Source organism: Candidatus Zixiibacteriota bacterium (assembly GCA_020853795.1).
In the GTDB taxonomy this organism is placed as follows: domain Bacteria; phylum Zixibacteria; class MSB-5A5; order CAIYYT01; family CAIYYT01; genus JADJGC01.
Window position 1 is genome coordinate 48,945 of sequence record JADYYF010000136.1, and the last position, 21,020, is coordinate 69,964.

General features: G+C 60.0%; 13 protein-coding genes and 1 tRNA gene. 6 read left to right on the forward strand and 8 right to left on the reverse strand.

The features are described 5' to 3' along the window. Nucleotides 1-8 precede the first annotated feature (8 nt). The 7 genes from IT585_10765 to IT585_10795 form a co-directional block, all read right to left on the reverse strand. Entirely contained in the window at nucleotides 9-2,048 is a 2,040-nt protein-coding gene (locus IT585_10765) for a M23 family metallopeptidase (GenBank protein ID MCC6963721.1), read from the reverse strand. 40 nt (nucleotides 2,049-2,088) lie between these two features. Next, a complete protein-coding gene (locus IT585_10770; protein MCC6963722.1) occupies nucleotides 2,089-3,126 on the reverse strand; it encodes a hypothetical protein in 1,038 nt (345 codons plus the stop codon). Nucleotides 3,127-3,140: 14 nt separating this feature from the next. Continuing rightward, nucleotides 3,141-3,623 (reverse strand): adenosine-specific kinase, encoded by a 483-nt coding sequence (locus tag IT585_10775; protein MCC6963723.1) that lies wholly within the window; start codon nucleotides 3,621-3,623, stop codon nucleotides 3,141-3,143. Beyond that, nucleotides 3,620-4,498, reverse strand: a complete 879-nt coding sequence (locus tag IT585_10780) for a hypothetical protein (GenBank protein MCC6963724.1) — start codon at nucleotides 4,496-4,498, stop codon at nucleotides 3,620-3,622. Before IT585_10780 ends, IT585_10775 begins: the two co-directional genes overlap by 4 nt. Nucleotides 4,499-4,507: 9 nt before the next feature. Then, the gene (locus IT585_10785; GenBank protein MCC6963725.1) at nucleotides 4,508-6,451 is read right to left on the reverse strand and encodes a peptidylprolyl isomerase; all 1,944 of its coding nucleotides are present in this window, start codon (nucleotides 6,449-6,451) and stop codon (nucleotides 4,508-4,510) included. Nucleotides 6,452-6,520: 69 nt separating this feature from the next. Beyond that, nucleotides 6,521-9,466 (reverse strand): S8 family serine peptidase, encoded by a 2,946-nt coding sequence (locus tag IT585_10790; GenBank protein ID MCC6963726.1) that lies wholly within the window; start codon nucleotides 9,464-9,466, stop codon nucleotides 6,521-6,523. A gap of 187 nt (nucleotides 9,467-9,653) precedes the next feature. Further along, the gene (locus IT585_10795; GenBank protein MCC6963727.1) at nucleotides 9,654-9,965 is read right to left on the reverse strand and encodes a heavy metal-binding domain-containing protein; all 312 of its coding nucleotides are present in this window, start codon (nucleotides 9,963-9,965) and stop codon (nucleotides 9,654-9,656) included. A gap of 1,119 nt (nucleotides 9,966-11,084) precedes the next feature. Between IT585_10795 and IT585_10800 the strand changes: the two genes are divergently transcribed. The 6 genes from IT585_10800 to IT585_10825 all read left to right on the forward strand — a co-directional run bounded on the left by IT585_10800 (nucleotide 11,085) and on the right by IT585_10825 (nucleotide 19,315). Beyond that, nucleotides 11,085-12,983, forward strand: coding sequence for a M61 family metallopeptidase (locus IT585_10800; GenBank protein MCC6963728.1), 1,899 nt, complete (start codon nucleotides 11,085-11,087; stop codon nucleotides 12,981-12,983). 46 nt (nucleotides 12,984-13,029) lie between these two features. Then, entirely contained in the window at nucleotides 13,030-15,687 is a 2,658-nt protein-coding gene (locus IT585_10805; protein MCC6963729.1) for a protein kinase, read from the forward strand. After that, nucleotides 15,677-18,268 (forward strand): protein kinase, encoded by a 2,592-nt coding sequence (locus IT585_10810; GenBank protein MCC6963730.1) that lies wholly within the window; start codon nucleotides 15,677-15,679, stop codon nucleotides 18,266-18,268. The genes IT585_10805 and IT585_10810 overlap by 11 nt, the downstream gene beginning before the upstream one ends. Before the next feature lie 105 nt (nucleotides 18,269-18,373). Then, nucleotides 18,374-18,694, forward strand: coding sequence for a hypothetical protein (locus IT585_10815; protein MCC6963731.1), 321 nt, complete (start codon nucleotides 18,374-18,376; stop codon nucleotides 18,692-18,694). A 111-nt stretch (nucleotides 18,695-18,805) separates the two neighbouring features. Continuing rightward, nucleotides 18,806-19,123 carry a hypothetical protein gene (locus tag IT585_10820; GenBank protein MCC6963732.1) on the forward strand — a complete coding sequence of 106 codons (318 nt, stop codon included), beginning with the start codon at nucleotides 18,806-18,808 and terminating at the stop codon, nucleotides 19,121-19,123. 118 nt (nucleotides 19,124-19,241) lie between these two features. Continuing rightward, a tRNA-Met gene (locus IT585_10825) sits at nucleotides 19,242-19,315 on the forward strand. On the opposite strand, the gene IT585_10830 is transcribed toward IT585_10825, so the two are convergent. Beyond that, on the reverse strand, nucleotides 19,297-20,994 hold the full coding sequence (locus IT585_10830; protein MCC6963733.1) for a recombinase family protein: 1,698 nt from the start codon (nucleotides 20,992-20,994) through the stop codon (nucleotides 19,297-19,299). The genes IT585_10825 and IT585_10830 overlap by 19 nt on opposite strands. Nucleotides 20,995-21,020: the final 26 nt, after the last annotated feature.

A 21,020-nucleotide genomic window follows, 5' to 3' on the forward strand; every position in this document is an offset into this window, starting at 1 on the left:
CCTCCGGTCTACTTTTTCTTGCGGCTGCCGTAGGTAAATTCGCAGACATAGCGGGCGACATTGCCCTGCTTGTCGGCGGCTTTGATCTCCAGCTTGTGTTTGCCTCTGGTCAGATTGAAGTGCGGCTCGGCCATGACCGTGCCGGACTCGTAGTCATAGACCGGGATGACCCAGCGGCCGTCGATGTAGACGTCAATCTTGTCGCGGATACCGGAGAGGTCGTCGCTGATCGCGAAGGTGACGGCAGGTTTGGCGGTCGTGACAATGGCATTGGCGGCCGGGCGAACACGCCGGAAGGTCGGCGGGAGAGTATCCTGCTGCACGGTTATGGCCGCCAGCGTGTTGGCCTGCACGGAAATCACATTCCCTTTGGTCTCGCCACCGAGGTAGTAGCGCTTGTTCCCTTCCACTGAATAGAGCCCGGCGCCGCGAGGAATCGGGCCGCCCAGGTCGAATTCGTAAGTGACGGGCTTGATCAGCGGTACGACGTCGGGAGCGGGTTTGTAGACGGCAAACTTGCCGTTGGATTCGCGATCGAGGCGAAAGTAGAGATTGGGATCGAGCGGGAAGAAGGCGTCCGAGTATGGCGCGAATTTGACGACGAAAGCGCCGTCGCGGCTCTTCAGTGTGCCGGCGGAAGAGGCGTCGGTAAAGATGCGGCCGCAGTTGACTGGGACGTTGGCGAAGTCGGTAACGCCGGAGGATTTGACGGCGATTGTGAGCGAGTCGCCGGCGATCAAGGCGCCGGTTGCGGCCAGCGAGTCGATGGCGCCGATCCAGAAGCGGCCGGCGATGTTGGTGAGAATAGCGGGTTGACTTGCCGATTCCAGTGCCGACGAAGAGTTCGCAGTGACGGATTCGACGCGGGAGTCAGGAGTCTGAACCAGCAGGAACAGCCGATTGCCGGCGGGGATCATTGCGGCGCCGAGCTTGCCCTTGGGGACATCGCCATACTTCTGGAGAAGCTTGGCCAGCTTGAGAGTATCCGGTCGGGGACGGAAGCCCTTGGCGTCCGACGCATGCGCGTCGTAGAAGGACACGGTGGCGCGGGCGGAGTTGCCGGCGGCATCGCGGGCAACGATTTCCAGCGGCGCGATTTGATCGCCGAACCAAGCGCAGATGCCGGATGCGGTTTGCGGCAGTTTGAGCGGGACGAGGTTGTAGAATTCCTGATTGCCGAGGACCGACTGGTCGAAGTTGCGCTGCGCGTCGATCAGATAGTTGTCCTCGAAAGCGACGCGGTCATACTTGAGCCGGTAGAATTCGCGGCCCGACGCACGCGCTTCGATTTCATAGACCGGCTTGTTCCAGGTGCTGATACCGACACGGTCGACGGCTTCGACGGCCAGCCAATAATCGTCGAGTCCGCACGGCAGCGGTGTGTTGACCGTATATTCGGCAGTACCGGGCGACTTGCGGAACTTGTATTCGAGCGTCCAGCCCAGTGCAGCGGCCAAGTCGTCGTTGCCGAAACCAATCAAGCGCAAGGAGCGAAATTCGGGCGGGGAGTTGTCGGCGACGTTCAAGCCAGGCAAGGTCAGCGGGTTGAGCGGCACGTTACCCGACGTGCGCACCTCGAAATGCAGATGAGGCGCGCCGACGCCGGTCGATCCCGAGTACGCGATGGTGTCACCCTGGCGGACGTCAAACTTCCCTGCCGTCAGCTCGATATCCTGGTTGTAGGTTTCGCTCGCGATCTGTTTTTGGCGGACGAATTCTTCGATGACGGGAGTGAAGCGGCTGAGGTGCGCAAACACCGCGGAATTGCCGTCTTTCATAGTCAGATGGAGCGCTTTGCCGTAGCCAAAGTAGGAGGTGCGGATGCGGCTGATGTAGCCGGCCATCGGCGCGACCACGACCTTGCCGATTTCGCCGTTGGTGCGCATGTCGATGCCGAGGTGGTAGCGGCGGGTGCGGGAGTCGCCGAAGATGGAGGTAAGCTCCTTGCCAAACGGCAGGGGCCAGAGATACGGCTCGGCGGGCGCGGCGAAAGCGATAGCGGCCATCATGATCGCGAGCGCGGCCGTTCGAATTGCTGAAATATTCATGGTCTGAATCCCGGAATTCCTGTCTGGCGCGGCGACGCGGTTAGAACAATTCGAGGTTTTGCCCGATCGCCGGACGCGGTTGGGTCAGGTCGATGGTTCGCGGCGGCGCCTGATCGCTGCGGAAACCCTTGTGCAGATATTCGGCATCGTAGCCCATTTCCCGCAGAATTTGCGCGAACTTGGGTTCGCCGTGGAGGGTGTAGATCTTGCACGGTTTGCATTTTTCGATGTAGGCGACTAACTGGGTAAAATCCGCATGGTCGGACAAGGGCACGCCGAAATCGGTGCCGAAATTCGCACGACCGCGTCCGCCCTGCGACCAGCCGCTCAGGAAAAGAGAGCGTTTGCGCGGCAGTGCTTTGAATTTCTCATCGCGCAGGGTATGGGGGCTGACGACAACCACCTTGCCGGCGAGCGAGGTGTGGAGGTAGTGATCGGTCGCGGCGAGCGTCAGTCCGGCTTTGCGGTAGAGATGATTGATTTCATTGACCGATTTGTCACAGGCGACAGCGTAGCCTTGCTGCTGCATGAGCAGGATCGCCTCCTGCGACTTCCCCATCGCGTAGCCGACCAGCACGGGCGTGTAGCCGTCGGCGAAGGCGCGTTTGACAAAGGCGACGATCCGGCTATAGACTTCGTTCTGCGGCGGGAAAGAGTAGACGGGGTCGCCGTAGGTTGACTCCATGATCAGGATGTCGCACTCGCGGGCTTCCATGGTGGGACAAGTCAGATTGGGATAAACCTTGAAGTCGCCGGTGTAGACGATGCGAGTGCCTTTGACTTCGACCAAGATTTGCGCGGCGCCGAGCATATGGCCGGAGGGAAACAGCTCGACGGATGCGGCGCCGAATTTGACTTTGCGCTTCAGCGGCAGCGCGCGCACCGGCACTTGCGGATAGCGGGCGCTGTACATCAGGGCCGTTTCCGCGGTGGCGAGCACGCGCTTGTGCTTGCGCGCATGATCGGAGTGGCCGTGCGAGACAAACGCCAAGTCGGACATCTTGTGCGGGTCGAGGGCGAACTCGAGGCCGTCGATCTCGATGCCGTTTTCGTACTTGATCAGGGGCAAAGGTGACAAGGGTGATTGTTCCTTTACAGCTTGTAGCCGATCGTCCGCAGGAAGGCGTGGCGTTTTTGTTTGGCGACGTCGTCTTCGATGCCGAGCGGCGGTTCGCCGTCGACGACGCCGAGAATTGCGCCGCCCTGTGCGGTGCGCGCGATGACGGCCTCGACGGGATTGGCGGTGGCGCAGAAGACGGTCACCACCTCGTACACGTTCTTCAAACTTTGCAGCACATTGACCGGGTAGCCGTCACGCATGAAGATGAGGAAACAGTGGCCACAGGCGAAGCGCTTGACGTTGTCGGCCGCGGCCTGGGCGAGGCCGGGGTCGTTGCCGGAGTAGCGCACCAGCCGGTCACCGGAGGCTTCGCTGAAGGCCAGGCCGAATTTCACACCCGGCACGGAGTTGACCATCATTTCGTGCAGGTCTTCCACGGACTTGATAAAGTGCGTCATGCCGAAAATCAGATTGCAGCCTTCCGGCATTTCGATTTTGACCGCTTCCAGGTTCATCGGCTTTCCTCCTCTCCCCGGTACCAATAACGCCGGGCGAATACCGACTCGTCAATCGCATCGTCGCAGCGATAGTCGGAAAACTCTTCGATCACGCCAAAACGTCCCTTAAAAAACAGGAATCCCGCTTTGCCTTTCATCTCGAAGCGACTGGGAAGATAAACGATCGCCCCGGCCAGGAGCTGCTTGGCATAGTCCATCTCGAAATGCAAGGTATCGACGAAGCTCGGCATTTTCGACGGCGCAAAGACGGTGCGCAGGATGCCGGCGCTGTTGGCCTCGATCCAGTAGGTGGCATTCAGGCGGCGCTCATCGGGCGTTTTCGGCCGGGCCTGGATGACGTAGACGGTCGCCAGTTTCTGGACGGTTTGATCGAAAATGTCGCCGTCGCGGACGCCGGCCACGGCGGCGGAGTCGTGAGCGACGGCGGAATCGCGGGTTTCGATCAGGAAGTAGTTGTACTGCGGGCGGCCGTCGCGGCTCAAGGGATCGATGAAGTTCTCACGCGAGGCCTTTTTCCTTTTCTCGGGGTCTTTCTGCCCTTTCTCCCACTCTTCGTTCTTATTGCGCGCCTGTTTTGCGATTTCTTCCGCAGCCAGCGGTTTGCCGTCCTTGTTCAATGCGAGTATTTGCTCGGAGATACGTTTGCCGGAGTGGTAACAGAGCTTGGTCATGGTGGTGATTTCGTCCGGCTGCATATTCTTGTCGTACTTGATTGACTGGGTGAGGGCGCGGTTGGAGTATTTGGCGCAGAGAGAATCCTGACGCTCGATGGCGGCGATCGCGCGGTCGACGATGTCGTCGACGGGAGGAGCGGCGAAGGTTGGCAGCGTCAGCGCCAAGAGGTAGAGCGCCAGATATCGGAATGGCTTCAATGATACTCCTTAGTACGGAATTTCCCGCACTTCGACGACCTGATCGCCGGGCTGGATTGAGAGCACGATGTCCATGCCGGCCAGCACCTGGCCGAAGACCGTGTAACGGCCGTCGAGATGCGGCTGGGGCGACTGACAGATGAAGTACTGGCTGCCGCCGGTGTCCTTGCCAGAGGTCGCCATGCCGAGCGTACCGGCCAGGAACGGCAGCGCGTTGTATTCGCAGCGAATCGCGTAGCCCGGCCCGCCCCAGCCGTCGCCGCGCGGGCAGCCGTCCTGGATAACGAAGTCGGGCACCACACGGTGCCAAGTTTTGCGATTGTAGAATCCGGCCGCCGCCAGCTTCAGAAAGTTGTACACCGTTTTGGGCGCGACATCGGGATATAATTCCAGCAGAATTGTGCCGCGCGAGGTTTCGATCTCGACGTGCGGTCGCGACTTGGCCGGGTGATAGATTTCATCATAGTTGCGCGCAGTGATGACACTGACGAAGTGATCGCGAGTCTCCGGAACCGGCAGCCCAAGCTGAGCGGCCAGATCGCGGCCGGCGCGGCGGATAAAGAAGTTCTCAGACTGCATCGCCGAATTTGCGACTTCGCTGAGCGACGGGCCCGCCATCGAGGAGTCAGCCAGTTGGATCAGCGTCCCCAGGATTGACTCGCTGACATCGTCGGAGAGCGAATTGAAATACCGCTCCGTGAGGCGCGGCAAATATTGAGTGAGCGAATCGGCGACGATCTTTTCGCCGACAATGGTGATGGGGATGAGGTCGGAGTCGCTGAGCGCCAGTTCGAGACTGCTGCGGGTGAAAGCCGAATCACCGAGGGCGAAGATCTGTTCGAGCGCTTCGCCGCGCACGAGCGGGATTTCGTCGTGCAGGAGGCGGAGGAGAATGGCGCGGGCGCCCTCTTCGCGTAGCAGGCCGCAGGCCTGAGCGGCGGCCTGGCGGCGAGCCGCGATCATCGAATAGGAGAAGTCCGTCACGGTTCCGCGTGCCACCGCGGCGTTGAGGCGGACCAAGGCCAGCAGCGCTTCGGCGGCGATTGCCGGATTGTTGCTTTGCGCCGCCTCGTTGAGAAAATCACCGGCACCGGGGCTGCCGATACAGCGAAGCGCCGCGACCAGGACGTAGGGATTATCGATCCAGGCGAAATTGCCAAGGAAGTGATCGGTGGTGGCATTCATGCCGAGGCGTGCGGCGGCATCGATCATGTGATACTGGGTGCGCCATTCTTCCCCGATCGCCGAGCCGACGAGCAATCCGGCGAAAGCGGAGTCGGCGTTACGCGCCATCGCGTCGGCGGCATAGATTCTGATGTTTTCGTTGGGATCAGCCAGACCCTCCCGCCACAACGGAGCGAGACCTTCGGTACGTCGCCGCGAAAGGGCGTAGAAGGCGGCTTCCCGCAATTCGCGCGGTTGATCCTTGGCGGCCAATTTCGCCAGCAGGTCGGCGGAGGATTGGTCACGCAGGCGGAACAGCGACCTGGCGGCCGCGGCGCGCAGTTCCAGAGCGCGGGTGGTGTCAGCGGCGATGGTGCATAAGCGCGTCGACGCCTCGTCGGTACCCATCTTGCTGATGGCATCAACGCATAGCACCGCGGTTGCAGAAGAGCCTTTGGACATCTGCACCAGGACGTCTTTGAGCAGAGTGGGAGAAGCGAGTTGTCCGGCCGCGAAGACAGCCTCAGCGCGGACGCGGGTATTGTTGTCCCAGAGCAAAGTCTGCAGCGCGGGGATACCGGCGGTGTCGCCAACGATGCCGATGACGTAGGCTGTGCGCCGGCGCAGAAGGGTGTCGGGGTCCTCCGACCAGACGGTGAGGGACTCGGGATCGAGCAGGCGTTCATCTTCGGCAATTGCCAATGCCAAAAGCCGCGCGCGGTTGTCGGCGAGGAGCGCTGCGGCAGAAAGCAGCCAAGCAACGGCGGCAAGAAAGACCAAGCGGCGCATACACAGAGAGTAACGCACTGCGACACGTTAGACAAGATCGATTTTGGGCAGGAAAAAAGCGGGGCACCGCTACTTGAGCAGCATCATCTTGCGCACTTCCGTCCGCTGAGCCGTAGTTAAGCGGTAGAAGTAAACGCCGGAGGCAACCTCGTTGCCGGAATCGTCGAGGCCGTACCATTGGACGATGTGAGTGCCGGCGGGACGGTCGGCATCCAGCAAGGTGGCGACAGATTGCCCGAGCGTGTTGATCACTTCGAGGCGCACGGCGCCGGCACGCGGCAGGGCAAATTCGATTTGCGTCATCGGATTGAAAGGATTCGGGTAGTTTTGCGCCAGGGCAAAGTCGCCCGGCAGCGGAAGGTCGTCGTCTTCCACCGGCGTAGCCTGACGATAGATGGACTTCGCCCGCTGCGCGTAGCCCTTGAGTTCGTTGAGCGTGCGCGCGCCAATGATGGCGAAGGCGGCGGTATCCGAGGCACCGGGAGCAAGGTTGAACGGGCCGGTGGCGATCGAGTAGGAACGGTCGGGAAGGATGTTGATGGTGTCGGCGTCGTGGAGCGTCAGCATCTGATACTTCTCCGCCTCGCTGACGCCGTCGTAGATCACCTCGGAGTTCGGGATGATGTAGTATGACGAAACACCTTCGGGATTGAGTACGGCGGTGCCGCGATAGTCGAGGTAGTTGTTCCGCCACATATAGCCGAGATCGAGATCGGCGACATAACCGGCACGATCCTGTCCGGAATTGGGCGGGAAATCCCAGTCGAAGTAGAGAGCGACGTAGAGGTCATTGAGTGCCGTATCGTTGTCGTTGACGATGGCATATTCCATGATTACGTAGTTGGCGTCGAGTGCGCCGAGGAAGCTGGCGGTGCGCTGTTCGACCGTGATGCCCAAGGGACGGCGGGCCAGATCATCGTGGAAGCGGGAGTAGGTTTCGCGATCGCCGAGGATGCCGTTGACAGTTGTGGTCAGGTTGCCGCCGGGAGCCACGGAGAAGTCTTCGTCGATCGAGTTGATTTCGTTGGTGATTCCGTCCGAGACGCCGAGAGCGCTGTTGCCGATCAGCAGACCGCATTGATAGAGATTGTTGATGCCGGTCTTGGGGAACAGAAAGCCGACACCGCCCTGATTGCTGGCGGAGCCGGGCGCCAGGCCGTAGCTGCCGTAGTTGGAGATCGTAAATTGAATGCTGTCGGAGCTATGCGTATAGCGCGACTTGACCAATCCGGCTCCGACGGTGAAGTAGAGGCGCAGAGTCTTCTGGTACGCACCGCCGCCGCCGCTGATGAGCAGGTCAACCGCCACCTGGGTGCCGTCGACGAGGTTGTTGGCGAATTGCACGACGAAGGGATCGGCAGAGTTGTCGGCCGTGGCGTTCAGCGGCAGGTTGCCGAAAACGGAGGAGCCCTCGTCAATGGTCAAGCCGGATTCGGGGTTCGCGAGGGTTCCGGAAACCCCGAGCACGCCGAGGCCGGAATTGCGGAGAGTGACGCGCACTTCCAAGGTCATGCCAGGTTGAATCGGGCTGTGCTCGACCGCCTTGACGTAAATGTTGGTTTCATCGTTCGGCGGGAGCGCGGCCAGCGCGGCGGGGATATTGATGAGTCCCATGCCGGCGGAATTGTCCTCGCCGAGGGTGCCGATATCGGTAGCCGTATTCAGGAGCGCCAGTTTGATTTCATCCGCGGTGGCATTGGGATTGTATTGCCGCAGAAGCGCGACGGCGCCGGCGACATGGGGTGCTGCGAAGGACGTGCCGGAGACCAGAGTGTAGTACGACGTACCGCTCCACGGAGTAGTCGTGCGGACCGCCTGACCGGGGGCGACAACTTCCGGCTTGATCGAGGTGCCGTTACAATCGGACGGACCACGGCTGGAACTGATCCAGACAACTTCGCCCAAGGTATCGGTAGCGCCGACCGAGAAGGTATTGATCGGCGAGGTCGCACGGTTGGCGGGATTGCGAATGGTGGCGGAGTTGGGACCCTCATTGCCGCAGGCAAAGACTACAACCGTGCCGAGCGCTTCGAGGTTGTCGATCACTTGCCAGAAGACATCGGAACAATCAAGAACGCTTTGTTTGAAGCCCCAGGAGTTATTGAGCGCATCGGGGACATCCTCGATGGTGTTGGGATTGCCATCGGGATCGGCGGCCCACTGAAATGCCTGGAGGTAGTTGGCGCCGGGGATATCGACGACGCGGGCGCTAATCCATTGGGCGCCGAAAGCAACGCCGGTGGTATCGCCGGTGGCGTCGTTCTTCCCGACCATGACGCCCATGGTGTGAGTGCCGTGCTTGCCGGGATCGCTCATTGCGGGATCCCAGGTGGGGGTTTCATTCTGATAGACGGGGTCAAACCAAGACTGCTGACCGGGATGTGTCAGGCCACGCCAGGACGAAGCGAGTGCCGGATGCGTTCCGTCCACACCAGTATCAAATGAGGCGATGAGTCTTCCCTGTCCCGTATACCCCATCTGCCACATTTCGCGGGCTCCGATTGCATCAAGTCCGGGGGACGATCCAGCCTGAGAAGCGAGGACAGTCTCGACCTGATTGGGATTGGCCAGTGCCGTCGGCGGGACGTCAGGTATAATTGCTTCAATATCAGGGCGTTGTGCCAACCGCTCGATGATCGACTTAGTCGCGGTGACCTTCATGGCATTGGCGATCCAGTAGGATTCCACAAGAGAGACATTGCCGGAGGTCCGAGCCTGAGCCAGCAATTCACGAACGGAGGATTGCTTCTCGTCGGCAAAGCGCTCCAATTCTGTAATGAGGAGCGAATGTGCCGCCTGACGGGTAAAAGCGCTGAGTTTATATTGAGCCTGCACCTGCTTGATATCGAGCTGGTCTTTGAAGAAAGCGAGAACGGAGACCTGGTCGTCCGGAGCTGCGTGAGTCAGCTGGTCGAGCAGAGCGTCGGAGATTTTTGCGCCAAGGGTGCTTGAGTAGGAGCCAGGCCCCCCGATGACGAGCAGGCCCACAAGCAGAAAACGACAGAAGACACTCATCCTATCCTTATGAAGCAGCGAAGATTATGCCTGATGCAGCGATTGCCGCATAAAATCGGCCAGAATCCCTATCTGCTTATCGTCTAATATGTTAAACGTACTGCCGAGGTCGGTTGTGCAATCGCCTCGACGGTCGAATTTGAAGCCTCGTGCAATCGCTTGCACTTAGTGTGCCAGCAATGACAATTCAAATCTTGACGGCGGTACCCGATGCGGTCACCAGCAGCATTCCCTGGCGGATGACCTCATAATCGATGTCGACGCCGACGACGGCGTTGCCGCCGAGCTTGGCGGCTTCATCCTGCATTTCTTTGAGGGCGATATGGCGCGCCTTGATGAGCTCGTTTTCGTAGGTTGCCGAGCGACCGCCGACGATATCGGTGACGGTAGCGAAGAGATCCTTGACGATATTCGCTCCCATGACTGCTTCCCCGGCGACGACGCCAAGATATTCGCGGACGGGGCGTCCTTCGACTGATGGTGTGGTCGTGATAATCACGCCGTTCTTTCCTCCAAGAGATTGGTCCAGAACTATGAATATAGTCCGGCACTGGTCTGAAAGCAATTGGAATGCGGGGACAGCTGACTCATTGGCGGACAAAAATTGCTTTGTTGATCCATAAGGCTATATTATTTTAAAGAAAGCGCACCAATCTCGATAGTTTCATCAACCGCGACGGATTCACGGCCTAAGGCAGGTAGGTGTGTGGTCAGCGACCCGAGCCAGGAGGTGATTGTGGTCTCGCAGTGCACGATCCGCGGCTATTGTTGGACAAGGCGGGCGATTGGTTGCAGCAGTCGCAGGGTGAGGAATTTCGGTCCACACATGCGGTACGCACTCGACCAAAAGACCAGCTCAGCATGCAGAGTTCTCCGAGTGAATGCTTCCTGCACTTCGGTGTCCAGACTGAAGGACGTAGTATGAGGCTCTGTTATCTAATGCTTCTCGCACTCACTCCATTGCCGGTCATCCTTGGTTGTGCGGGCATGAGGACAGCGACGGGGCAGGCTGAAGTTCTCGTTCCTCTGCAGGTTCCCGTAGACAGCGCTGCACAGTGTTATGTCGCCGGATGGGAATATGTTCCATCGACCGGCAGACGCCAACCCTCGAGTTCTACGACGAGATGGTATCGCAAGACCATGATGCGAGCGCTGGACGAGGAGAAGATCTTCGCTGGAACTGCATCACGAGCAGACGGCGAGCGCTATTGGGTCACCTGCATAGTGGAAAGCACGGCGGTGGGAATCGATCGCAGGAGGCGTGACCCAACGCCGGCTCTTCATGTTCCCCGCGCCCAGGAACAGCCGCGACGGACGGCACAGCCGAGTTACTACGAGAGTGCAGTGGAATATCCCACAGTCGTGCTGATCAGTCTGGTAGATGAAACTACCGACAAAACTCTTTTCATGGTGCGGATCAAACACTGCGACTATCGAGAGCGATTTGCCGCGCTATTAGGCGCAGCCGTCAGAGAGTTGAGATCAAGTGGACCATGATAAATCTTACGAGTGACGTTCGATTGCGGCCATATCTGCGCGTCGTCGAAGCGGCTGACACGATTGCGGCCGTACGCGCTATCGCCGCGTTCGATCGAAGATGTGAAAGGCAGGATCACAAATGAACTGGTTACGCTCCGGTCGTGTGCCAACAGCAGCGCTAATGCTACTGCTGGCGACAGCCGTGGCTGTCAAAGCCCAGGCACACGCAGGAACAATCCGGCTCGCGGTAGACGCGTCCGAAGCGCCACGGAGAATTATCCACGCCGTCGAGATCATTCCCGTAGCGTCGGGGCCTCTGACACTTCGTTATCCGAAGTGGATTCCTGGAGAGCATGCTCCCAGCGGGCCGATCGCCGATCTGGTGTCGGTGCGCATTTCCGCGGCGGGACAAGCCCTGTTGTGGCGGCGCGAGCCCGCTGATATGTATGCAATCAATCTCACGGTGCCGACAGGATCAGACAGCATCGAAGTGATGCTGGACTTTGTAACTCCGCCGCCGCAGACGGCCGGATTCACTTCCGGTGCATCGGCGACCCTGGAGCTGGCTGTGATCAACTGGAACCAAATCGTCCTCTATCCTGACTCACAGCCAAGTGACAGCATTGTTTGCGCTCCGAGTATCAAACTCCCGGCCGGCTGGAAATTCGCGACTGCGCTCGAACAGGAATCTTCCACAGGGGCGGTCGTTGCGTTTCGACCCGTCAACCTGACGACTCTGGTGGATTCGCCGCTTCTGACCGGTGCACACTTTCGACGCATCGACATTTCACCGGCAGTGGGCGAATCCCATTTCATCGACCTCATTGCCGACGGTGAAGCCGCGCTGGCAATGCCGGAGTGGCAAGTCGCCGCATACAAGCGACTGGTGCTGGAGGAAAGTGCGATGTTTGGAGCCCGGCACTACAACCAGTATGACTTTCTCGTCTCGCTCAGCAGTCAGATTGCCAACTTTGGTCTCGAACATCATCAGTGCAGCGACGACCGCATGCCGGCACGTGCCGTGATCGACAGCAGTCTGCAGCGCCTCTGGTCCAGTTTGTTGCCGCATGAATTTGCGTACTCGTGGAACGGCAAGTATCGCCGCCCCGCCGACCTCGGTGGCGCGGATTTCCAAGCCCCGATGAGCGGGAACCTGCTGTGGGTTTACGAGGGCTTCACGACCTATCTGGGGGAAGTTCTGGCCGCGCGCTCAGGACTCGCGTCAGCAGAGGATTTCCGCGAGGAATTGGCGCTGCTGGCGGCTCGCCTGAGTCATCTCCCGGGCCGGACGTGGCGCTCGCTGCAAGATGATGCCGACGCGGCGCAAATCCTTTACGGATCTCGCGCGGACTGGCAGTCACTGCGCCGCACCGTTGATTTTTATGACGAGAGCTACTTGATCTGGCTTGAGGCGGATGTCCTTGTACGGACCCAGACGGGCGGTCAGAAGTCATTGGATGATTTCTGCCGTTCCTTTTTCGGCGGCCGCGACAGCGGGCCAGCGCTGGCGACATACCATCGTGCCGACGTCATCGCAGCCCTCAATGCGATTTACACTTACGACTGGGACGACTTCTTCTCGCAACGACTCGAGTCCGTCGCGGCGCAGGCACCGCTGGCGGGCATTGAGCAAGGCGGCTGGAAGCTGGTATATCGGGAGCTTGCCGGCCCGCTGCAAGAAGCGGTTGAGAATACGAATCACAGCATCGACGCCAGGTATTCCCTTGGTCTCGACCTGAAAGAGGACGGCACGTTAGTTGATGTGATTCCCGAATCGCCGGCGGCCCGGGCAGGACTGGCGCCGGGAATGAAGCTCGTTGCCATTGATGGTCGCCGGTTCTCCAAGGAGATCTTCCGCGATATGATGAAGGTAGCCAAGACGAGCAAGGATCCGATCGAACTGCTGGCAAGTGACGGTGATTTCTTCCGCAGTTATGAAGTGGACTACCACGCCGGCGAGAAATATCCATGGCTTGAGCGCGATGTCAGCAAGCCGGATGTACTCGCAGAAATCATCAAGCCGATTGCCCAGAGATGAGCCTGCAACTGCGAGGAGTTTGGCATCGAGCACGCACGAGGTACTTGTGATTTCTGACGACGACCGAACCCAGGAAGTGATGGTGCTGACGCAGGGCACCATGATCAATCACTACCGGATCGTGAGGAAGATCGGATCCGGCGGCATGGGGGACGTCTACCTCGCCGAAGACACCGCGCTCAATCGCCGGGTGGCGCTGAAGTTTCTCGCCTGGAATCTCTGTCAAAGTGTTGAATGTCGCGCGCGCTTCAAACAGGAGGCGCAAGCAGCGGCCAAGCTGGGCCACGCCAACATCGTGGCCGTGCATGAGGTGGGAGAATTTCAGGAGCGGCCGTTTTTCGCAATGGAATTCGTCGAGGGGCAGCCGCTCGACAAGATCATCGAATCCGGTCCGCTGGCGGAACGCGAGGTGATTGAGCTGGCGCTGGGCATCTGCAACGGTCTTCGGAAAGCCCACGAGTCCGGCGTGATTCATCGGGACGTCAAACCGTCCAACATCATAGTCGATCATGACAGCGTCCCGCGGCTGCTTGATTTCGGGCTGGCGGCGCTGGGTGGAACGGAAGGCCGGGGCGAGTCCAGCTCGATTCTCGGTACGATCGGCTACATGTCTCCGGAACAGGTGCAGGGGGAACCCTCCGACCACCGCTCCGACCTTTTCTCGCTGGGTGTCGTGCTCTACGAAGCGATCAGCGGCAATTCGCCGTTTCGCGGCGCGACGGCGCCGGCGACGCTGAATGCCATTGCGCAGAAGACGCCCGAGCCATTGGCTCGATATAAGGCCGACGTGGTGCCGGAACTGCAGCGCATCGTGTCGAAGCTGCTGCAGAAGGATCCGGCACAGCGCTATCAAGCGGCAGCGGAGGTGATCGACGATCTGGAGCGCCTGAAATTCGAGCGGCAGTCGGGCGCGCGCGTGCCGGCGAAGACGCGGCGAAGAAGACGGCTCACCATTGTCGCAGTGGTGCTTGCCCTGCTGGCGGTGGCGACGTACGCCGTCGTCAAGCACGGCCTCCCCGGAGCCGGAAATTCACCGACGCCCCGCAAGATGCTGGCGGTGCTACCGTTCGAAAATCTGGGGGCTCCCGATGATGAGTACTTCGCCGACGGAATGACCGAGGAAATCACGACGGACCTGGCGGCACTCTCCGGACTGGGCGTGATCTCGCGCACGAGTTCGATGCAGTACAAAAAGACAAAGAAGAGCCTGCGACAAATCGGCAAGGAGTTGGACGTCGACTACATACTGGAGGGGACGATTCGCTGGGAGCGGCAAGGCGCGGAAAGCCGTGTCCGGATCAATCCCTATTTGATCAGGGTGTCCGACGATCTGCACTTGTGGGCGGACAAGTACGATGCCGTGCTCACTGATGTTTTCTCGGTGCAATCGGCGATCGCGCACGAAGTCGCGACCGCGCTGGAGATCACGCTGCTGCAAGGCGAGCAAGAGGCGTTAGCGCGCAAGCGGGAGATCGACCCTTTGGCCTACGAGTACTATCTGAAGGGCAAGCAGTATTTCTCGATTGCGGGCTTTCAGCAGAAGGAGGCGCGGCTGGCGGAACGGATGCAGTGGCGGGCGATCGAACAAGCACCGGAGTTCGCGGAGGCTTACGCGGAATTGGGCTGCATTTACACGGAGCTGTACTGGAGCCAACCCAACCAGCCGCGGCAGCTTCTGGATAGCGCGCAGAGAATGATCGATAAGGCCGCGCAGCTGGCGCCGAATCTGCCCGAGACGCATCAGGCTCGAGGCTGGTACTATTATCACGGCCGGCATGACTTCGATCGCGCCCTGGAGGAATTCGAGCGGGTAATCGCATTGCAACCGAACAATGTGCTGGCAAAGGCGAGCATTGCCTGGGTACAGCGGCGACAGGGGAAATGGGAGGAGGCGACGGCGGGACTCGAATCGGTGGTGCGACTCGATCCGCTCGATGATTGGTATCAATATGAGCTCGGCATGACCTATCATTGCCGTCGTCGCTATCGCGAGGCCATCGCGCAATTCGAGAAAGTTCTCGATTTGCAGCCCAGCCATCGTTGGGCCTATGTCGTCGAGTCCTGGTCAACCCTCAATGAGACCGGTGATCTCAGCGCAGCGCGGGCGATACTTGAGCGGGGTCGAGCCGCCAACGGTCGGTGGCCGGAGCTAACCTGGCTGGAAGTCTACTACGACCTCTGCGAGCAGAAATACGATCAAGCGCTGAGCCTGCTGACAAAACGGGGCGACGTGTTGTCGCCGGAGAACCCTGACAGCTCGGATTACCATTTTCTGAAAGGGTTCACGTACGCTCTGATGGGACGGCTGCTTCCGGCCACAACTTCGCTCGACTCCGCGCGCCGGGAACTGGAGAGCAGGATGAAGGCTTCGGAGGCAACCCCATCGCAGTTATCATCGATAGCAATTGTCTACGCCCAGCTGGGGCTGGCGGAGCAGGCGCTGGCAGCGGCCAATCGCGCGGTCGAGCTTAGTCCGGTGGCGAGGGATGCCCTGAGCGGCCCGACTTCCCTGCGCGCCTCAGCCTTCGTCTATGCAACGCTTGGGATGAAGGAGCGGGCGATCGAGACGATCGATCGGCTGCTGTCAATCCCCGCCAATGTGTCGGTGAAGACGCTGCGGATATCGCCGGAGTTACGGGCCCTCCACGGCGATCCCGGTTTTGAGACCGTGATGAAGAAACATGCGGAGGATGATGTCTCCTGATGACGATTCGACGCAGGAGATGATCGTACTCTCAAGCGGCACGGTCATCAACCACTACCGGATCGTAAGGAAGATCGGATCCGGCGGCATGGGGGATGTATACCTCGCCGAAGATACCGCGCTTAATCGCCAGGTGGCGCTGAAGTTTCTCGCCTGGAATCTATGTCAGAGTGCCGAGTGTCGCGCGCGTTTCAAGCGGGAAGCGCAGGCAGCGGCGCGTTTGGATCACCCGAATATTGTTACGGTCTATGAAGTCGGCGAGTACCAGAGTCGCCCTTTTTTCGCGATGCAGGCAATCGAGGGGAAATCATTGCGCGAGGCAATGATGACGGCCGACTTGTCACTTGAGTGTGCCATCGAAATCGGGCTGCAGGTTTGTGATGGCCTGCGCGCCGCGCATGAGCACGGGATCGTCCATCGCGACATCAAGCCGTCGAATCTACTGGTGGACGCTGAGGGTCGCGTCCGGATCGTCGATTTTGGACTGGCGGCGGTAGCGGGAGGCGAGCAAGTGACCCGCGCCGGTGCGCGTCTCGGCACGGTCGGATACATGGCTCCGGAGCAATTGCGCGGGGAGAAGACGGACCAGCGGGCCGACTTGTTCGCTCTGGGCGTGATCTTATACGAGTTGGTCACGGGCCGCCGGCCGTTTGCCGCCGACAATGAAGCCGGCATCCACCACCGTCTCCTGGAGAGTGAACCCGAACCGCTCGCGCGATACCGTTCCGGCCTGCCCGAAGGATTGCAGGAAATAGTCCGGCGCGCGCTGGAGAAGGACCCGGCGATGCGCTTTCAGTCGGCCGCCGACTTTGGCGCAGAGCTGAAGCGTTTACGCCGCGACATGCCGGAGACGGGACCGATTCGGTCGGCGCTAAGGTGGGGGGCACGCCGCGAATGGTTGCAAACGCGCCTGGTGGTGCCGATTCTGCTGGCGGTTCTTGTTGCCGCGACGGTGTGGAAGCTCAATCGGGAAACGGCGCCGCGCTCGCCGGTGCATCTGGCAGTGGTACCCTTTGTCAATCTTGGCGAACCGGCAACCAGCCAGCCGTTCTGCGACGGTTTGATGGAGACGCTCACGAGCAAGTTGACGGAGTTGTCCGGGGCGGAGCGTTCGCTCCTGGTGGTGCCGGCCACCGAGGTGCGCGAGCAGAAGATCACGAGTGTCGGTCAAGCACACCGGGTGTTCGGCGTGAACTTCGCAGTCACGGGAAGTCTACAGAATACTGGTGACGGAGTCCGGGTGACACTCAATTTGGTCGACGCGGCGACCGGCCTGCAATTGGATTCGAGGGTTCTGGATGAACGGCGGCAGGATATCGTTGCCCTGCAGGACACCAGTGTTGTGGAAGTTGCAGGCATGCTTGACATCACGGTGCCGTCGGAGGCACGCCGTCGGCTGGTCGGAGGCGTCACGCAGTCGGCGGCGGCGTACAGCGCTTATCTTGAAGGCCGCGGCTTTTTGCTGCGCGACGACACGATTGCAGGACTTGACAGCGCCCAGCAGCGATTCGAGCTGGCGATCGCCCGAGATTCGTCTTTCGCGCCGGCGTATGCCGCGCTGGGCGAGGTCTATTGGCGCAAGTACAGTCTGACCAACGACGTGGCTTTGGTGGAGCCAGGACTCAGTTATTCCGGCCGCGCCCTCGAGCTTGACGATCAACTGGCACCAGTGTTGGTAACATTGGGGATGGTCCACCTTCAGACGGGGCAATCGCAGGAAGCGATCAGCTATCTCAAACGTGCCTTGCAGATCGATTCCACCGGGCATGGCGCCCGCGTGCAATTGGCGGCTGCCTATGAGTCCCTGGGCCGGATGGCCGAGGCTGAATCGACTTTTCAAGAGGCGATTCGGATACAGCCGCGACTCTGGCGAAGTCACTACAATTTGGCGCGATTCTATGCATACCGCGGTCGCAACAGCGAAGCGCTCCGCAGTATCGCGGACGCCGAGGCGGTGGCACCGACGGCGACACTGCCACTCGAAGCGATCGGTAGCCTGTATACGTTCCTCGGCAGCTATGACCGAGCTGAACGACTGCTCAAGCGCTCGATTGCGATCGAGCCGCACTACATCGCCTATTCGAATCTCGGCGTAATCTACCAGCTACGGCAGCAGTACGCCGAGGCTGCCGACATGTACCGCCGCGCGCGGGCGCTCAATGATAAAGATTTCAAAGTCTGGTACAATTTGGCCTCGGTGTATGAAAGCCTACCGGGCGGCATGACCCAGGCGCGCGAGTCGTATCAGGGGGCCATTGTCCTGGCGGAAGAGAATCTGAAAGTCAACCCCACTGACGCCGAATTGATCTGCAACCTGGCCGATTGTTATTGGCAGGTCGAACAGCGCGACAAGGCCCTGGCGATGGTCGATCGCGGGGTCAGACTCGCACCGGACGATATTGAAGTCATGGTGCGCGCCGGCGTCATATATGAACAGGCAGGGCGACACGAGGAAGCCCTGCACCTGGTGGGAATCGCCGCCCGGCGGGGATTTTCACTCGAACGGCTTCAGGCGACTCCAGCATTGAAGGACCTCATCGCCGATCCTCGCTTCGACAGTTTACTGAAGGCGGCGCATTAGGCGCCTGACGCAAGTACCGGCCGCGGCCAACGCGAGGGAGACCGGCGGTGCGAGTCTAATACCGCCGATGTCCCGGGTGCGCCGGGCAAACATAAAGGAGTTCCCATGGCCCGAACCAGATCCGTCAGAATCAAGCTGGAGGGCAACCAGTGCGTTGTCACTCCCGCGGTCATCACCGTCGCTCCCCGGGATCGCGTCAAGATCACCAATGCGACCGATTCCATGATTTTCGTCCGCATTGCGGGAATCAGGAAGACCCACAAGATTCCCGGGCGATTCGACAATGTCGTAACGGTTCCTGATGTGCGACCGGGGATTTACTACTACGATGCCTTTTGCTACGATCTGCAGGACTTCTGCACGTCGCCCTGGGGACGGATTCCGATGATCGGCACGCCGATCATCATCGTGCCCCGGCGGGAGTAGCGACAGTCAATACGAATAGAGAAGCCGCGAATGACGACCATCGGCGATACCGACGAATTTCCGCTCGTCGCAGCACTGGATGGCAGTAGCGGCAGGCATAAAGGAGATCTCATGATGAGAACGAGAACTATCCGAATCAAACAAGCGGGCAATCGCTGTTACATCGAGCCAAGCGTGATCGTGCTGGCTCCGGGTGACAAAGTCAAGGTCATCAACATGACGAAGCAGACGATCTACATGCACATTCTCGGGACGAACACGGTTATCGTCATTCCACAGCAGTCGAGCATCACCTGGGTCGTGCCCAGGCTTCGTACCGGGGCCTATCCGTATGTCGCTTTTTGCTATGAGCTGGCCAGTTTCTGCTTAACCACCGGGTTGCCGATCATCATCGTGCCCAAGCGTGGCGATGCGCCATTTGATCGCTGAGGCACGCCGGTCGGCAGCGCGCGACCTGAACGTGGCGTCAGTCAAGGCATGCAACGTGCATATCCCCCTTGACTTTTGCGCGCCAACTCGTAATTTGGCAGACTGGTTGAACGTTGATGGCGGTGTAGCTCAGTTGGTTAGAGCAGCGGAATCATAATCCGCGTGTCCGGGGTTCAAGTCCCTGCACCGCTATTCATCTTTGGATATGCAGGACTAATCAGGCCAGGTTGAAGAAGATTCAGGGGGGAGAGGTGGCCGGTGATCGTGAAGGCGGCGGCGCTCCGCGTTCTGCTGTTGCGATCGTATTGAGGTTCGACGCGCAACGGCACCGGAATCAGGCGCTTCAAAAGGGCGTTAAACTCAGTCAGTAGTCGGCTGTTCCCCGAGATCGATTCATCGATCAAAGTCTCAAGCTGAAAAATATACTTGGCGATCTGGGTCGTGGTGGTGTCGGAGTCCGGGTCTGCGGCCGGGTGGGAGGAGGCGCCGGCGGCGCGGCCAGTACTTGCGGTGATCTGTTCGCGGATCTCGAAGAGCTCGGCTTCCCGCTGGCGGATACGTTCGACGATAAGCTGACTTCCCTGCCCATCCTCGATTGCCTCTAAAAGCCGCTGCAGGGCGGCAGAGAGCTGGCGCTCGCGGCGTTTCAGGCTTGGGGTCGATGCAGGAGTCGGCTTTTCGCTCCGGCGAAGAAATTCCCGAACGTGGGAAGCGATTCTCGAAAGCGATTCTTGGTTCAGCAGGAGCGATTTGAGTTCGGCGAAAATCGACTGTTCGGCTTCGCGGCGCGGAAGGCGGGCGGTGGACGAGCAGGCGAACGGCCCTCCGGACCGGTGGCGGTTGCAGGCGTAGGTCTGGACACCACGGGACTTGACGATAACGAGCTTGGAGCCGCAGTTGGCGCAAGTCAACAGGCCGGAGAGAGCGAAGCTCTTGCGATTGCCGGGTGACGTGCGCGCGCTGGACTGGCTGAGGCGATTTTGCACCTGCTGCCAGAGCGACGGAGGGACGATGCGGAGATCCTCGCAGCGGTGGTGCACCCAGGCAGAAGCGGGATTGAGCCGGGCAAGGCGCTTGCCGGTGGCGTTCTTCTTGTTCCATTTGGTGCGGTTCCATGTCCAGTCGCCGACGTATTTGGGCTGCTTCAGCATCGCCCTGATGGTCGAGCTTTGCCAATAGCCGGAGCGATGACCGCAACCGGAGTGCGGCGATTCGATTTGCTCGGCGTTCAGTGTCGATGCGATGTGGCGGTAGCCGATGCCCTGGGCGAAGAGTTGGAAGATGCGGAGCACGACGGCGGCCTCGCGCGGGTTGATGACGACGCGAACTCCATGGCGTCGACGGCGGCCGAATTTGTCGTACTGCTCGGGTTCAATCCAGTCGGGCTTGGTATCGTAACCGTAGACGCGCCCACCGGCAGAATAGCCGCGGAGCACCTGGCCTTTCAGGCCGCGCACGATCTTGGCCTTGAGGTCATCGAGAAAAATCTCGTTGGTGATGCTCTTGAAGTAGTACGGCAGTTTCGAGGATTCGACCGCAGAGTCGATGCCGTCCGCGATCGCCGCGATGTTGACGCCGGCGGTGGTGAACTCCTGATAGACGTGCAGACACTCGGCGGCGTTGCGGCCAAGGCGCGAGAGGTCGTCGACCACGATGTAAGCGAAAGCACCGGTCAAGGCGGCGGCTTTCATGTGGATGTAGGCGGCGCGATTCAGGACGGACCCGGAGACAGCATCATCGGAGTAAATTTGCGAAGGCCCGACAGTCCAGCCGCGGGAAGTGATGTACTCCCGACACTGGGAAATCTGATCGGTTGTCGATTTCGGATTCTGGCTTTCGTCCGAATACCGGGCGTAGATGGCGCAGCGCATAGGTTCCTCTGGGTCTGATAGCTGAC

Coding starts and splice junctions, on each gene's coding strand:
- IT585_10800 (MCC6963728.1), top strand. CDS start 11,085: ATGAACTGGTTACGCTCCGGTCGTGTGCCAACAGCAGCGCTAATGCTA.
- IT585_10810 (MCC6963730.1), top strand. CDS start 15,677: ATGTCTCCTGATGACGATTCGACGCAGGAGATGATCGTACTCTCAAGC.
- IT585_10765 (MCC6963721.1), bottom strand. CDS start 2,048: ATGAATATTTCAGCAATTCGAACGGCCGCGCTCGCGATCATGATGGCC.
- IT585_10820 (MCC6963732.1), top strand. CDS start 18,806: ATGATGAGAACGAGAACTATCCGAATCAAACAAGCGGGCAATCGCTGT.
- IT585_10785 (MCC6963725.1), bottom strand. CDS start 6,451: ATGCGCCGCTTGGTCTTTCTTGCCGCCGTTGCTTGGCTGCTTTCTGCC.
- IT585_10790 (MCC6963726.1), bottom strand. CDS start 9,466: ATGAGTGTCTTCTGTCGTTTTCTGCTTGTGGGCCTGCTCGTCATCGGG.
- IT585_10830 (MCC6963733.1), bottom strand. CDS start 20,994: ATGCGCTGCGCCATCTACGCCCGGTATTCGGACGAAAGCCAGAATCCG.
- IT585_10815 (MCC6963731.1), top strand. CDS start 18,374: ATGGCCCGAACCAGATCCGTCAGAATCAAGCTGGAGGGCAACCAGTGC.
- IT585_10775 (MCC6963723.1), bottom strand. CDS start 3,623: ATGAACCTGGAAGCGGTCAAAATCGAAATGCCGGAAGGCTGCAATCTG.